This window comes from Streptomyces sp. NPDC005374, assembly GCF_042872225.1.
GTDB lineage: Bacteria > Actinomycetota > Actinomycetes > Streptomycetales > Streptomycetaceae > Streptomyces.
The window spans coordinates 655897-669392 of the sequence record NZ_JBIAKA010000001.1 but is presented as its reverse complement, the minus strand read 5'-3'; the positions used below and the strand labels follow the sequence as shown (position 1 = coordinate 669392).

Annotated in this window: 14 protein-coding genes; 9 read left to right on the top strand and 5 right to left on the bottom strand. The window is 70.8% G+C overall.

Annotated features, from left to right (window positions below):
* Positions 1-84: 84 nt before the first annotated feature.
* Complete coding sequence (locus ACFYRX_RS03195) at positions 85-996, bottom strand: hypothetical protein (protein WP_389096114.1); 912 nt, start codon at positions 994-996, stop codon at positions 85-87.
* Complete coding sequence (locus ACFYRX_RS03190; protein WP_389096113.1) at positions 989-1549, bottom strand: RNA polymerase sigma factor; 561 nt, start codon at positions 1547-1549, stop codon at positions 989-991. Before ACFYRX_RS03190 ends, ACFYRX_RS03195 begins: the two co-directional genes overlap by 8 nt.
* A 142-nt stretch (positions 1550-1691) precedes the next feature.
* On the opposite strand from ACFYRX_RS03190, the gene trpS reads away from it, so the two are divergent.
* Entirely contained in the window at positions 1692-2705 is a 1014-nt protein-coding gene (trpS, locus tag ACFYRX_RS03185) for a tryptophan--tRNA ligase (protein WP_389096111.1), read from the top strand.
* A gap of 181 nt (positions 2706-2886) precedes the next feature.
* On the top strand, positions 2887-3471 hold the full coding sequence (locus ACFYRX_RS03180; RefSeq protein ID WP_389096109.1) for a 2'-5' RNA ligase family protein: 585 nt from the start codon (positions 2887-2889) through the stop codon (positions 3469-3471).
* 27 nt (positions 3472-3498) lie between these two features.
* On the opposite strand, the gene ACFYRX_RS03175 is transcribed toward ACFYRX_RS03180, so the two are convergent.
* Both ACFYRX_RS03175 and ACFYRX_RS03170 read right to left on the bottom strand, forming a co-directional pair.
* Positions 3499-4254: a decaprenylphospho-beta-D-erythro-pentofuranosid-2-ulose 2-reductase gene (locus ACFYRX_RS03175; RefSeq protein ID WP_389096108.1), complete on the bottom strand. Its 756-nt coding sequence runs from the start codon at positions 4252-4254 to the stop codon at positions 3499-3501.
* A 45-nt stretch (positions 4255-4299) separates the two neighbouring features.
* On the bottom strand, positions 4300-5706 hold the full coding sequence (locus tag ACFYRX_RS03170; RefSeq protein WP_389096106.1) for an FAD-binding protein: 1407 nt from the start codon (positions 5704-5706) through the stop codon (positions 4300-4302).
* 133 nt (positions 5707-5839) lie between these two features.
* On the opposite strand from ACFYRX_RS03170, the gene ACFYRX_RS03165 reads away from it, so the two are divergent.
* The 3 genes from ACFYRX_RS03165 to ACFYRX_RS03155 all read left to right on the top strand — a co-directional run bounded on the left by ACFYRX_RS03165 (position 5840) and on the right by ACFYRX_RS03155 (position 8353).
* A complete protein-coding gene (locus tag ACFYRX_RS03165) occupies positions 5840-6355 on the top strand; it encodes a phosphatase PAP2 family protein (RefSeq protein ID WP_389096104.1) in 516 nt (171 codons plus the stop codon).
* On the top strand, positions 6352-7332 hold the full coding sequence (locus ACFYRX_RS03160) for a decaprenyl-phosphate phosphoribosyltransferase (protein WP_389096102.1): 981 nt from the start codon (positions 6352-6354) through the stop codon (positions 7330-7332). The genes ACFYRX_RS03165 and ACFYRX_RS03160 overlap by 4 nt, the downstream gene beginning before the upstream one ends.
* A gap of 97 nt (positions 7333-7429) precedes the next feature.
* Positions 7430-8353, top strand: coding sequence for a YihY/virulence factor BrkB family protein (locus tag ACFYRX_RS03155; RefSeq protein ID WP_389096101.1), 924 nt, complete (start codon positions 7430-7432; stop codon positions 8351-8353).
* Here the strand turns inward: ACFYRX_RS03155 and ACFYRX_RS03150 are convergent.
* Positions 8298-9614, bottom strand: coding sequence for a D-alanyl-D-alanine carboxypeptidase family protein (locus ACFYRX_RS03150; RefSeq protein ID WP_389096099.1), 1317 nt, complete (start codon positions 9612-9614; stop codon positions 8298-8300). The genes ACFYRX_RS03155 and ACFYRX_RS03150 overlap by 56 nt on opposite strands.
* 91 nt (positions 9615-9705) lie before the next feature.
* On the opposite strand from ACFYRX_RS03150, the gene ACFYRX_RS03145 reads away from it, so the two are divergent.
* The 4 genes from ACFYRX_RS03145 to ACFYRX_RS03130 all read left to right on the top strand — a co-directional run bounded on the left by ACFYRX_RS03145 (position 9706) and on the right by ACFYRX_RS03130 (position 13468).
* A complete protein-coding gene (locus ACFYRX_RS03145; RefSeq protein WP_389096098.1) occupies positions 9706-9966 on the top strand; it encodes an SCO4848 family membrane protein in 261 nt (86 codons plus the stop codon).
* Positions 9967-9972: 6 nt separating this feature from the next.
* A complete protein-coding gene (locus ACFYRX_RS03140; RefSeq protein WP_389096097.1) occupies positions 9973-11271 on the top strand; it encodes a metallophosphoesterase in 1299 nt (432 codons plus the stop codon).
* A gap of 115 nt (positions 11272-11386) precedes the next feature.
* Positions 11387-11731, top strand: a complete 345-nt coding sequence (locus ACFYRX_RS03135) for a hypothetical protein (RefSeq protein WP_389096096.1) — start codon at positions 11387-11389, stop codon at positions 11729-11731.
* A 180-nt stretch (positions 11732-11911) separates the two neighbouring features.
* Positions 11912-13468: an ABC transporter substrate-binding protein gene (locus ACFYRX_RS03130; RefSeq protein ID WP_389096095.1), complete on the top strand. Its 1557-nt coding sequence runs from the start codon at positions 11912-11914 to the stop codon at positions 13466-13468.
* The last annotated feature ends 28 nt before the right edge of the window (positions 13469-13496 follow it).

The following is a 13496-nucleotide window of genomic DNA, read 5'->3' as shown; positions in this document are numbered from 1 at the left end:
GACGATCCCCGTGCGGCCCGTCCGCGAGCCGCGTGTCACTTCTGGTACACCGCCCGGCCCGATGGGGTTCCCACCTCACGCGCACTATTTCGGAGACGTCCCCGCGCCCGAATCCGTCGGCTCGCCGAGGGACTTCGCGATCTCCACCGCGCTCGTCCTGGACGCCACGCCCTCCAGCCGCAGTGTCACGTCCGGCAGATCCAGGACACCCGGCCTGTGCATCCACAGCAGTGTCGGCCCGGCGGTCCGCTCCTCGCGGGTGTGAGGGGAGCCGTCCGCGTCCACCAGCCAGAAGTTGAGCAGGTGGGGCCGCGGAAACCACAGAGCGATGTCCGCGGCGCCACCCTGGTCCGGGGAGTCCCCGCTCAGCGAGAGCCACTCCGGCTGCTCCTGCACGGTCTTGGTGAAGCCGATGTCCAACCGGGCCGGATACTCGTCCAGCCGGATGGTGTCCCCACGCTTCCGCCAGCACAGGCTCACCAGAAACCGCCCCTGCGGCTCGGCTGTCACCGTCACCACGTCCGGTGTGCCGAGCGTCGCCGGCACCAGCGGCTCGAACCCCGCCCGCCGCTCGGCCTGCGCGAGCGACACCGAGCGTCCGCAGCCGGGCACCTCGGTACCCGGTGAGGGCACCGCCGACGGGTCGTACCGCACCTCGACACCGCCGAAGTCGAACCAGTCCAGGACCGCCGCCCGCACCGGAGGCGTGAGCGCGAGGACCGCCAGCAACCCGCACAGCGTCGCGGTCAGCGAACGCCACCGCACCCGCGTCCAGCGACGCATGGCCCGCAGCCGGTCACCCGGTCCCGGAGCCCGGGTCGCCGGGACCGGCAGTCGCTCGGCGAGTATCTGCTCCAGCACCCGCTCCACCATCGACTCGGACCCCCCGGCACCCGGTGCGTCCAGTGAACGCCCGAGCGCCCGCAGCTCCTCGGGCAGCCGGGACGCACGCGCAGACGTGCTGTCGGCGCCCTCGTCGCCGTAGGACTCACTCACGCTCATCACCCCCTTTCCGAGGCTCGAAATCCGGCAGCAGTTTCTCCAGCCTGCGCAGCGCGCGGTTCAGCCGGGACTTCACCGTCCCCCGCGGCCAGCCCAGGGCCTGGGCCGTCTCGGACTCGTCCATCTCCAGCAGATAGCGGTAGGTGACGACCAGACGATGCTCCTCGCTCAGCTTCTCCAGCGCGGATTGCAGCGCGGTGCGGCGCTCTATCTCCACGGCCGCCACGGCCGGGTCCGCCGATTCCGGTATCAGCGGCTCGGCCTCCGCGAAGGCCGCCTCGCGGCCGGCGAGCGTGCGCTGGCGCGCGGCCGTCCGCACCGTGTTCCTCGTCTCATTGGCCACGATCGACAGAAGCCACGGCTTGAACGCCGAGCCCTCCTTGAAGCGGCCCAGCGCGCAGTAGGCCTTGACGAAGGCCTGCTGCACCACGTCCTCCGCGTCCGCTCCCGCCCCGAGCACGGCGGCCGCCCGCAGCGCGATACCCGTATGGGCCCGCACCAGCTCCGCGTACGCCTCCGGGTCTCCGGCGCGTACGCGTGCGATCACCGCGGCCTCATCGACGATGCGGCCCCCCTCCCGCGTCCTCACACGATTGGTACACCGCCCGAACCGAATCGGTTCCCACCCGTGGCGCATCTGTTTCCGACTGGTTCCGGATCGGCCCCCGACACCTGAGAGAATGGTGAGCATGGCCTCTGACCGACCCCGTGTGCTCTCCGGAATCCAGCCCACCGCAGGCTCGTTCCACCTCGGCAACTACCTTGGCGCCGTCCGCCAGTGGGTGGCTCTGCAGGAGTCCCACGACGCGTTCTACATGGTCGTCGACCTGCACGCGATCACGATTCCGCAGGACCCGAAGGAGCTCACGGCCAACACCCGCCTGGCCGCCGCCCAGCTCCTCGCCGCGGGCCTCGACCCGGAGCGCTGCACGCTCTTCGTCCAGAGCCACGTCCCCGAGCACGCCCAGCTCGCCTGGGTCATGAACTGCCTCACCGGTTTCGGCGAGGCCTCCCGCATGACCCAGTTCAAGGACAAGTCCTCCCGGCAGGGCGCCGACAGCGCGAGCGTCGGCCTGTTCACCTACCCGATCCTCCAGGTCGCCGACATCCTGCTCTACCAGGCGCACGAGGTCCCCGTCGGCGAGGACCAGCGCCAGCACGTCGAGCTGACCCGTGACCTCGCCACGCGCTTCAACGGCCGTTTCGGCGAGACCTTCACGATCCCGAAGCCGTACATCCTCAAGGAGACGGCGAAGATCTACGACCTGCAGGACCCGTCGATCAAGATGAGCAAGTCGGCGTCCACGCCGAAGGGCCTCATCAACCTCCTCGACGAGCCGAAGGCCACCGCCAAGAAGGTCAAGAGCGCGGTCACCGACACCGACACCGTCATCCGCTACGACACCGCGAACAAGCCGGGTGTCAGCAACCTGCTCACCATCCACTCGACGCTCACCGGCACGAGCATCGCCGAGCTGGAGCAGAGTTACGAGGGCAAGCTCTACGGCGCGCTCAAGACGGACCTCGCCGAGATCGTCGTCGACTTCGTGACGCCCTTCCGGGAGCGCACCCAGCAGTACCTGGACGACCCGGAGACGCTGGACTCGGTCCTGGCCAAGGGTGCGGAGAAGGCCCGCGCGGTCGCTGCGGAGACCCTCTCCCAGGCCTACGAGAGGGTGGGCTTCCTGCCCGCCAAGCACTGAGCCCGGCACCGGCCGTACCGCCCACCGGCACGAGGCGCACCACCGCACACCGGCACCACCGGGCAGAGCGCTGCACATCACTACGCCTGCGCCTGCCCACAGCACACCCGTGGCCGTACAGTCGATAGCCGGACGGCTGGGAACGAATCCGACAGGACGACAGGGAAGAACAGGAGACGACGTGGGGACCGTAACGATCGGTGTGTCGATCGCGGTCCCGGAGCCTCACGGCAGCCTGCTCCAGGAGCGGCGCGCGGGCTTCGGCGACGCCGCGGCTCACGGTATCCCCACCCATGTCACCCTGCTGCCGCCCACAGAGGTCGAGGGCACCGCGCTGCCCGCCATCGAGGCGCACCTCACCGAGGTCGCCGCGGCGGGCCGGCCGTTCCCGATGAAGCTGTCGGGCACCGGCACCTTCCGGCCGCTGTCGCCGGTCGTGTACGTCCAGGTGGCCCAGGGCGCCGAAGCCTGCACCTGGCTGCAGAAGCAGGTCCGTGACGCCTCCGGGCCGGTGGCGCGGGAACTGCAGTTCCCGTACCACCCGCACGTCACGGTGGCGCACGGCATCGACGACGCGGCCATGGACCGCGCCTTCGAGGCGCTCGCCGCCTTCGAGGCCGCGTGGCCGTGCACCGGATTCGCGCTCTACGAACAGGGCGCCGACGGGGTGTGGCGCAAGCTGCGCGAGTTCACCTTCGGCGGCTCGGTCGTGCCGCCTCAGGCGGACCGTGTCGAACGTGGTTCCCTGCCCACGAGCCAGCTGTAACCACTGGTACAGCCGCTGTAACCGTAGTTACAGCGCGAGCCGCCGGAACAGCCCCCGCGGGACATGCCTGACCGCCGACATCACCATCCGCAGCGCTCCTGGCACCCACACCGTTTCCGAACGCCGCCGCAGACCCAGTTCGATCGCCGTCGCCACGGCCTCCGGAGTGGTCGCGAGGGGCCCTTCCGGCAGACCGGCCGTCATTCTCGACCGCACGAACCCGGGGCGTACGACCATGACGTGCACGCCGGTGCCGTGGAGAGCGTCGCCGAGGCCCTGGGCGAAGGCGTCGAGGCCGGCCTTGCTGGAGCCGTAGATGAAGTTGGCGCGCCGGGCCCGCTCGCCGGCGACGGAGGACAGCACGACCAGCGAGCCGTGGCCCTGGGCCTGCAACGCGCGCGCGGAGACCAGGCCGGCCGAGACGGCGCCCGTGTAGTTGGTCTGCGCGACCCGCACGGCGGCGACCGGCTCGCGCTCGTCGTGGGCCTGGTCGCCGAGGATCCCGAAGGCGAGCAGCACCATGTCGATGTCACCTTCGGCGAAGACCTTGCCGAGCACCGCCTCGTGGGACTCGGGGTCCAGTGCGTCGAAGGCGACGGTGCGGACCTCCGCCCCCAGGGCGCGCAGTTCCGTTGCGGCGGCGTCCAGGGCCGGCGAGGGGCGCCCCGCCAGCCACACCGCGCGGGTGCGGCGGACCACGAGGCGGCGGGCGGTGGCCAGCGCGATCTCGGACGTGCCGCCGAGGACGAGCAGGGACTGGGGGATACCGAAGGCGTCCTTCACGAGCAGCTCCTTGAGACGGCCTGCCAGACGGCCTCGTACGGCCGGCTAGAGGGTGAGGCGGCGGGACAGGTCCGAGGTGAACACCCCGCGCGGGTCGAGTTCCGCGCGCAGTTCCCGGAAGTCGTCGAGGCGTGGATACATCGAGGCGATCAGCTCCGGCCGCAGACGGGAGTCCTTGGCGAGGTAGACCCGCCCGCCGGCCGCGGCCACCTCCTCGTCGAGGGCGTCGAGAAGGGTGCCGAGACCGGGCAGGCCGGCCGGGATGTCCATGGCCAGGGTCCAGCCGGGCACCGGGAAGGAGAGCCACCCCGGGTCGGCGTCCCCGAACCGCTTGAGGACGGCCAGGAAGGACGGGCACCGATGCGCGCAGACCCGCCGCACGATCCGGTGCAGGGCCTCCTCCTGGCCGTGTCCGACGACGAACTGGTACTGCACGAAGCCGCCGCGGCCGTAGATCCGGTTCCAGTGGGGAACGCCGTCCAGGGGGTGGAAGAAGGCGGAGATCCGCTGGAGCCGGCCGGTACGCGCGCGGGGCGCCTTCCGGTACCAGAACTCGTTGAACAATCCCACGGTCATGGGGTTCAGGAGCCCCTCGGGAAGGAAGGCGGGCGGCGCCGGGAACCGCGGGGTCCGGAAGGCCAACGGGTCCCTACGCGCACGTGTGCCCGCGCCGGGCGTTCCAGGCCCTCGCGCCGCACGCGTGCCCGACAGCCCCGGATGCTCCAGCGCCTCCAGCGGCGCGTGGTCCCCCCGCGTCAGCACGGCCCGCCCCGTCGCGGCCCCACGGGCCAGCAGGTCGATCCAGGCCACCGAGTAGCGGTAATCGTGATCGGTCGCCGTCAGACGGGCCATCAGATCGTCGAGGTCACGCGCGCGTTCCGTGTCGACGGACATCAGTGAGGTCTCGACCGGCTGGAGCTGGACCGTCGCGGTGAGGATCATCCCGGTCAGGCCCATGCCGCCGGTGGTCGCGTCGAACAGGGGCGTGCCACAGCGCACGGTGCGGATCCCGCCGTCGGCGGTGAGGAGTTCGAAGGACAGCACATGGCGGGAGAAGGAGCCGGCCACATGGTGATTCTTGCCATGGATGTCCGCGCCGATCGCGCCGCCGACGGTGACATAGCGGGTGCCGGGCGTCACCGGCACGAACCAGCCGAGCGGCAGCAGTACCTCCATCAGCCGGTGCAGGGAGACACCCGCGTCGCACAGCACGGTGCCGCCGTCGGCGTCGATCGCGTGGACCCGGTCCAGGCCGGTCATGTCGAACACCGCACCGCCGGCGTTCTGCGCCGCGTCCCCGTACGCCCGCCCCAGCCCCCGCGGGATGCCGCCACGGACCCCGCAGTCCCGGACGGCGGCCACGGCCTCCTCGTAGCTCCGTGGGCGGGTCGGACGGGCCGCGGTGGGAGCGGTGCGGCCCCATCCCGTGACGGGAAAGGTGTCGGCGGACATGGCGGTGACCGTATCGCCGCTATGAGGACGATCGGCTCCGAAACATTCCCGCTCTCCCCGAAATGGGTGATTAATGGGATGTCGCTCAATATTGCCGGAGTTCCGGTCGTGGTGACGTGAACAGTGAGTCCCCATGGACGGCATGGACCACCGCATTCTCTCGGCGCTGCGGGCCCACGGCGCGGACCCTCGCGTCGCCGGGGTCGCGCGAGCCCTGTCCCGGGCCGGTGAGCACGGGGCGCTGTGGCTCGCGGCGGGGCTCGCCGGGGCCGCCGTGGACGGCACGCGCCGGAGCGCCTGGTTGCGCGGTACGGCGCTCACCGCGGGCGCGCACCTCGTCAGCATGGGGGTGAAAAGGGTCGTACGGCGCCCGCGCCCGACGCATGTCGAGCCCCTGGTGCGCACGGTGGGCCGACACTCCTTCCCCAGCTCGCACGCGACCTCCGCCGCGGCCGCCGCCGTCGCCTACGGCACGCTGGGCGCGTACCCGGTCCCGCCGCTCGCCGCCGCGATGTGCGTCTCCCGTCTGGTCGTCGGCGTCCACCATCCGTCGGACGTCCTGGCGGGCGCTGCCCTCGGAGCCCTCACGGCGCGCGTCGGGTCGCGCTGGATGACCGGGGCCGCCCCGGACAACCGGGAGCACGCGTGACGGAAACAGCGCCCCTTGCCGACAGCGCGCGCCCTGCGGTCCTGGAACAGCGCACGCCCCCGCGCCGCGCCCCCTCACCCCGGCCGCACACCCTCGCCGCCCTCCTCCGAGGCCTCCTGCGGACCGCCCGCCCCAGGCAATGGGTCAAGAACGTCCTGGTCGTCGCCGCCCCCGCCGCCGCGGGCCGGCTCCTCGCCCCGCACGCCGTCACCCGGCTCGCCCTCGTCTTCGTCCTCTTCACCGTCTGCGCGGCCGCCGTCTACCTGATCAACGACGCGCGGGACGCCGAGGCCGACCGCGCCCACCCCGCCAAGCGCCACCGCCCGGTCGCCGCCGGACAGGTCCCGGTCCCCGTCGCCTACGCCGTCGGCGGCACCCTGGGCGTCCTCGCGCCGCTCCTCGCGGCCCGGCTGACCTCACCCGTGGTGGCGGCCCTCCTGGCGGCGTACATCGGCATGCAACTGGCCTACTGCGTCAGCCTCAAGCACGTTCTCGTCGTCGACCTCGCCGTCGTCACGTCCGGCTTCCTGATGCGGGCGGCGGCGGGCGGACTGGCACTCGGCATCCCGCTCTCGCGCTGGTTCCTGATCACGACCGGGTTCGGCGCGCTGTTCATGGTGTCGGCCAAGCGCTACTCCGAGGCCGTCCAGATGGCCGGGAAAGCGGGCGCCACGCGCGCGTTGCTCACCGAGTACACCACCGGTTACCTGCGCTTCGTCTGGCAGCTCGCGGCCGGCGGCGCCGTGCTCGGCTACTGCCTGTGGGCCCTGGAGGGCGGTCACGGCCCGCACACCGGCCTGCTGCCCTGGCGGCAGTTGTCCGTGGTCGCCTTCATCCTGGCGATCCTCAGATACGCCGTCTTCGCCGACCGCGGCACGGCGGGCGAACCCGAGGACGTCGTCCTGCGCGACCGCGCACTCGCCCTCATCGCCCTGACATGGCTTGCCATGTACGGGCTGGCGGTGGCCAAGTGGTAGCCCGACGCCGGCACCTCATCGGCACGGCACGCGCCACCGCCCCGATTTCTCGGGGTACCCGCACATCGGTCTTCCGTACGGAGGGCAAGATTCGATCATGGACTGGCTGAAGAGACTCCCCGTCGTCGGGCCGCTCTGGGTGCGCCTGACGGCCACGCACGCGTGGCGGTCGTACGAACGGCTGGACCGGGTGAAGTGGACCCGGCTGGCCGCGGCGATGACGTTCACCAGCTTCGTCGCGCTGTTCCCGCTGCTCACCGTGGCGGCCGCGGCCGCCGCCGCCACGCTCAGCACGAAGCAGCAGAACGACCTCCAGGACAAGATCGCCGACCAGGTGCCCGGCATCTCCGAGCAGCTGAACATCGACGATCTGGTGCAGAACGCCGGTACCGTCGGGCTCATCGCCGCCGCCGCCCTGCTGTTCACCGGCATCGGCTGGGCCGGCTCCATGCGCGAGTGTCTGCGCGCGGTGTGGGAGCTGCCCGACGAGGACGAGAACGTGGCCCTGCGCAAGGGCAAGGACCTGGGCATCCTGATCGGGCTCGGCGGCGCCGTCCTGGTCACGCTCGCCATCTCCACCGTCGCCTCCGCGCTGGTCGACTGGATCGGCGGCGGACTCGGCCTCCAGGAAGGCGGCGCGGGCCGGATCCTGCTGCGGATCGCCGCGTTCGCCATCGCCGTACTCGCCGACTTCCTGCTCCTGCTGTATGTCCTGACCCTGCTGCCCGGCGTCGAGCCGTCACGCCGCCGGCTGTTCGTCGCCGCGCTGACCGGCGCGGTCGGCTTCGAGCTGCTGAAGCTGCTGCTGAGCAGTTACATGCAGGGCGTGGCGACGAAGAGCATGTACGGCGCGTTCGGCGTCCCCGTCGCCCTGCTGCTGTGGATCAACTTCACGGCCAAGCTGGTGCTGTTCTGCGCCGCCTGGACGGCGACGGGGAGCAAGGAGCGGGAGCCCACGGACGGAACTACGGACGAGAAGAGCGGCGACGCACCAGATCCGGCAGCGGCCAACGGCGGTTGACCAGGAACGCGGCGCCCGCGAGCAGCACCAGCAGCCCGCCGGTGATCGCGAGGGCGGTCCCCATGCCACGGGAGCCGCCGTCGGCCGTGGCGGAGGCCACCGGCTTCGTCGAAGCCCCGGAGTCCCCCGAACCGCCGGAACCGCCCCCGGCCTCCCCCGAGGCCTCCGGCTGGGCGCTGGACCGCGCGGTGCCCTTCGGCGGCACCAGCTCGCCCACCGGAGCCACCTTGCCGGCCGCCTTGAAGCCCCAGTCGAAGAGCTTCGCGGTCTCCTTGTAGACCTCGTTGTGCTCTTCCTTGGACGGGTTCATGACGGTGACGAGCAGCACCCTGCCGCCCCGCTCGGCGACGCCGGTGAAGGTGGCGCCCGCGTTGGTGGTGTTGCCGTTCTTCACACCCGCAATTCCCGGGTACTGCGAGATGTCGTAGTCGCCGCTCAGCAGCCGGTCGGTGTTCTGGATCTCGAAGGACTTGCGGACGGTCTTGCCCTTCTTGTCCTTCTTCGTCTCGCCCGGGAACTTCGCGGTGACCGTCGAGCAGTACTCGCGGAAGTCCTTCTTCTGCAGTCCGGAGCGGGCGAACAGGGTCAGGTCGTAGGCCGAGGAGACCTGGCCGGGGGCGTCGTAGCCGTCGGGGCTGACCACGTGCGTGTCGAGGGCCTGGAGCTCCTCGGCGTGCTCGTTCATCTCCGTGACGGTCTTGGCGACGCCCTTGTTCATCGCCGACAGGACATGGACGGCGTCGTTGCCGGAGCGAAGGAACACGCCGAGCCACAGGTCGTGCACCGTGTACGTCTCGCCCTCCTTTATGCCGACCAGGCTGGAGCCGGCACCCATGCCCGCGAGGTCGGAGGGGACCACCTTGTGCTTCTCGGTCCTGGGGAACTTCGGCAGCACGGTGTCCGCGAAGAGCATCTTCATGGTGCTCGCCGGAGGCAGCCGCCAGTGCGCGTTGTGCGAGGCGAGCACATCGCCGGACTCCGCGTCCGTGACGATCCAGGAGCGCGCGGTGATGTCCTTCGGCAGCACCGGGACCCCGCTCGCCAGATTGACCTGTGTGCCGGCCTGGCCGAGCCGCGAGCCGCCCACGCCCGACATCTTCGCCGGGGGAGTGGCCGAGGGACTGGCGCTGGGTGAGGGACTGGCGCTCGGTGAGGGACTGGGAGCCGCCAGGGCGACAGGCGCGGTCAGCGCGAGTGACGACAGGGCGGCGGCGGAGGTGACCAGCAGGGATCGCCCGGCGGTCTTCTTGGGAGCGGACACGCTCAGGAACGTACATGCCGCAGAGTGTGAAGTCCCACCACCCTTCCCACCCCGGACACCGATCCGGACAGCCGTTCGCGATACTGGACCCATGAAGCTCAGCCGCCCCGTGTCCTGGTTCCTGCTCGCGTTCGGGGTGTGGAGCTGGTTCATCTGGATCACTTTCGTCAAGAACCTCGTCGCGGACGCCAGCGGGCTCGCGTTCGACGACGCGGGCGACCCGACGGGGTATTTCTGGGTGCACCTGCTGCTGGCTGTCGTCTCCTTCGTACTGGGGACGGTCGTCGGGCTGATCGGGTTGCGCGGAGTCCGCGCACTGCGCCGGAACTCACAGCCGACCCCGGAGAGTTAGCACTCCGTGGTCATCGTCTTCGCACTGCTCGCGCTCGCCGTCCTCGTGACGGCCAACTGGTACCTGTGGCGCCGCCTGTTCCGCGACACCACCGGCGGTCCCGGACGGGCCCGCCGGGTGGGCGCGGTGGTCATCGGCGGCGGCTGGGCGCTGGCGGTCGCCGCCCTGGTCGCGGAGCGCACCGGTGCCCCCTTCTGGCTCCAGCGCGTGCTCGCATGGCCCGGTTTCCTGTGGCTGGCACTGTCGATCTACCTGCTGCTCGCGGTGGTGGCGGGAGAGGCCGTACGCCCCCTGCTGCGCCGTTTCCTCGAACGCCGGGACAGCCGCCGCGAGTCGGCCCCGGCCGCCGTACCGCATCCGGAGCGGGTACCGGCGGGAGCGCCGGCGGAACGGCAGGACGCCGACGGGGAGGCCGTGGGCCCACCCCAGGAGCCTCGGCGGGCCGGACCGGCGCCCCAGGCACCGCGCGAGCCCGCTGCCCCCTCCCGCCGTCTCTTCGTCTCCAGGGCTGTCGCGGGAGCCGCCGCAGCGGCCGCCGTCGGGACCGTCGGCCTCGGCACCTACGGCGTGCTGCGCGGCCCCAGGGTGAAGCGGGTCACCGTGCCGCTGGCCAAGCTCCCGCGCGCGGGACACGGCTACCGGATCGCGGTGGTGAGCGACATCCACCTCAGCCCGGTGCTCGGCCGGGGCTTCGCCCAGAAGGTCGTCGACACCATCAACTCCACCCGCCCCGACCTCATCGCGGTCGTGGGCGACCTGGTCGACGGCAGCGTGAAGGACCTCGGCCCGGCGGCGGCCCCCCTCGCCCAGCTCGAGGCACGGCACGGCGCGTTCTTCGTGACCGGCAACCACGAGTACTTCTCCGGCGCCGAGCAGTGGGTCGAGGAAGTACGGCGGCTCGGTCTGCGCCCACTGGAGAACGACCGTACGGAACTGGCCTGGTTCGACCTCGCCGGTGTCAACGACATCGCGGGCGAGAGCGAGGGCCAGGGCCCCGACTTCACCAGGGCCCTCGGCGACCGGGACACCACACGCGCGTGCGTGCTCCTCGCCCACCAGCCGGTCCAGATCCACGACGCGGTCGACCACGGCGTGGACCTCCAGCTCTCCGGCCACACCCACGGCGGCCAGCTCTGGCCCGGCAACTTCCTCGCGGAGGCCGCCAACCCGACGGTCGCGGGCCTGGAGCGCTACGGCGACACCCAGCTCTACGTCAGCCGCGGTGCCGGCGCCTGGGGCCCGCCCACGCGCGTGGGCGCCCCGTCGGACATCACGGTGATCGAACTGGCCTCGAAGCAAGCCTGACCGCCGCCCCGCCGCCCCGGCGATCCGGCGAGTCATACGGCTGTGCCCGGCGCGGCAGTCGGCGTACGTTGACGTGAGCCGACCCTGCCGGGGCCGACCGGGGGAGGCCTCGCGCATGACGTCCGACGCGTCCCTCCTGCGCCTCGCACGCAGCAGGCCTGTTCTGTTCGCACTGTTCGAGTCGCTGCTCACCGCCGGCTGCGCGCTGTTCTGGTACGCGGTCGCAGGGTTGCTGTATCTGGAGAACGCGGCTCACGATCCCTGGGACCCCGACCACCCGCCCGCTCGGCAGTTCTTCCTCCTCGCCTGCGCGTCCGCGCTCTCCCTGCCGGTCACCTGGCTTCTGAGAGGCGTCCCGGTCCCGTGGCTGCGGCGGATCGTGGATCGGACGATCATGGTGCGGGCCGTCGTGTCGATCACGGTGTGTGCCGGCGTGTTCGTCTACGTGATGGTCCGCTGACCGTCGGCAGGAGACTCTGTGCGAGCCCTGTGAAATGTGGCTGAAACCCCTTGCGGTAACGGCTTGCCAAACTCCGCAGACCCCTCTTCCCCCAGGTGAAACACCTGTGGTTAGGTGATTCGCGCCACTAGGGGGTGGCATATGCACTGGGGTCCAGAGGGGCCCGGGGAGGGCAAACCGATGCGGACGGTTCGCATGCGGATTCTCGCGACGCTGCTCGTGCTGGGCGTTGTGGGAGTCGGCGGCTGGCAGTTGCTTCCGTCCGATCAGGACACCGGCGAGACGATCAAGGTGGGGACGACGGACGAGGTCACCTCACTCGATCCGGCCGGCGCCTACGACGCCGGTTCGTGGGCGCTGTTCAACAACGTTTTCCAGTCGCTGCTGGCGTTCGAGCCGGGCAGCGCCACCCCTGTGCCCGACGCCGCCGAGAGCTGTGCCTTCGAGGGCAAGGATCTGCGTACCTATCGCTGTGTGCTGCGTGAGGGCCTCGAGTTCCCGAGCGGCCGGGGGATGACCGCCAAGGACGTCAAGTACTCCTTCGACCGGGTCAAGAAGATCAACTCGGACGTCGGCCCGGCCGCCCTGCTGGACACCCTCGAGTCGGTCGGCGCCAGCGGCCGGACGATCACGTTCAGGCTGTCCTCGCCCGACGCGACGTTCCCGTTCAAGGTGGCCACCGGAGCCGGTGCCATCGTCGACAGCAGCAAGTACCCGGCCAACTCCCTGCGCAAGGACGGCGGCGTCGACGGCACCGGGCCGTACGAACTGAAGACGTATACGAAGGCCAAGAAGGCGGTCCTCGCGCCCAACGGCAGCTACAAGGGCGCCAACAAGGGCGCCGACCACCCGGTCGAACTCGTCTACTACGGCAACTCGGACAAGCTGAACAAGGCCTGGAAGTCCAAGCAGATCGACGTCGCCTACCGACAGCTGCCGCCGGACGTCCTCGCCGGACTCAACGCGAGCGACCCCGGCCAGCGTGTCTCGGAGGCCGACAGCTCCGAGATCCGCAACCTCTACCTCAACACCCGCTCGGGCAAGCCCCTGCACGACGTCAAGGTGCGCCAGGCCATGGCCTGGCTGATCAACCGCGAGCAGCTGGCCGCCTCGGTGTACGAGGGGACCGTCGACCCGCTCTACTCGCTGATCCCGACCGGTATCACCGGCCACACCACGTCGTTCTTCGACACCTACGCGGAGCCGAGCGTGAAGAAGGCGCGGGCTCTGCTCACCGAGGCCGGTGTGACCACCCCGGTCAGCTTCACCTACGGCTACGGCCTCACCAGCGGTTCCGCCGCCGCGGAGGCCAAGGAGCTGAAGAAGCAGTTGGAGGCGAGCGGCCTGTTCAAGGTGACGCTCAAGGGCTACGAGTGGACCGACTTCCAGAAGAGCTGGGCCACCGGGAAGCTGGACGCCTACGCGGTCGGCTGGGTGGCCGACTATCCCGACCCGGACACCTTCGGCGCTCCGCTGGTCGGCACGGACGGCACCATGAACACCGGCTACAGCAGCAACGAGGTCGACCATCTGATTCAGGACAGCCAGCGGTACGCCGACCGCAGCGAGGCCGAGCAGGATTTCCGTGACGTCCAGGCGGACATCGCCCGCGATGTCCCGGTCATCCCGCTGTGGCAGGCCAAGGACTACGTCGTGACCAGCGAGGACGTCGGCGGCGGCCAGTACCTCTCGGACGGCACCGGCGTCTTCCGCCTCTGGCGCCTCGACTGGATCTGATTCCGATGCGATTGCGCCGTATCTGACG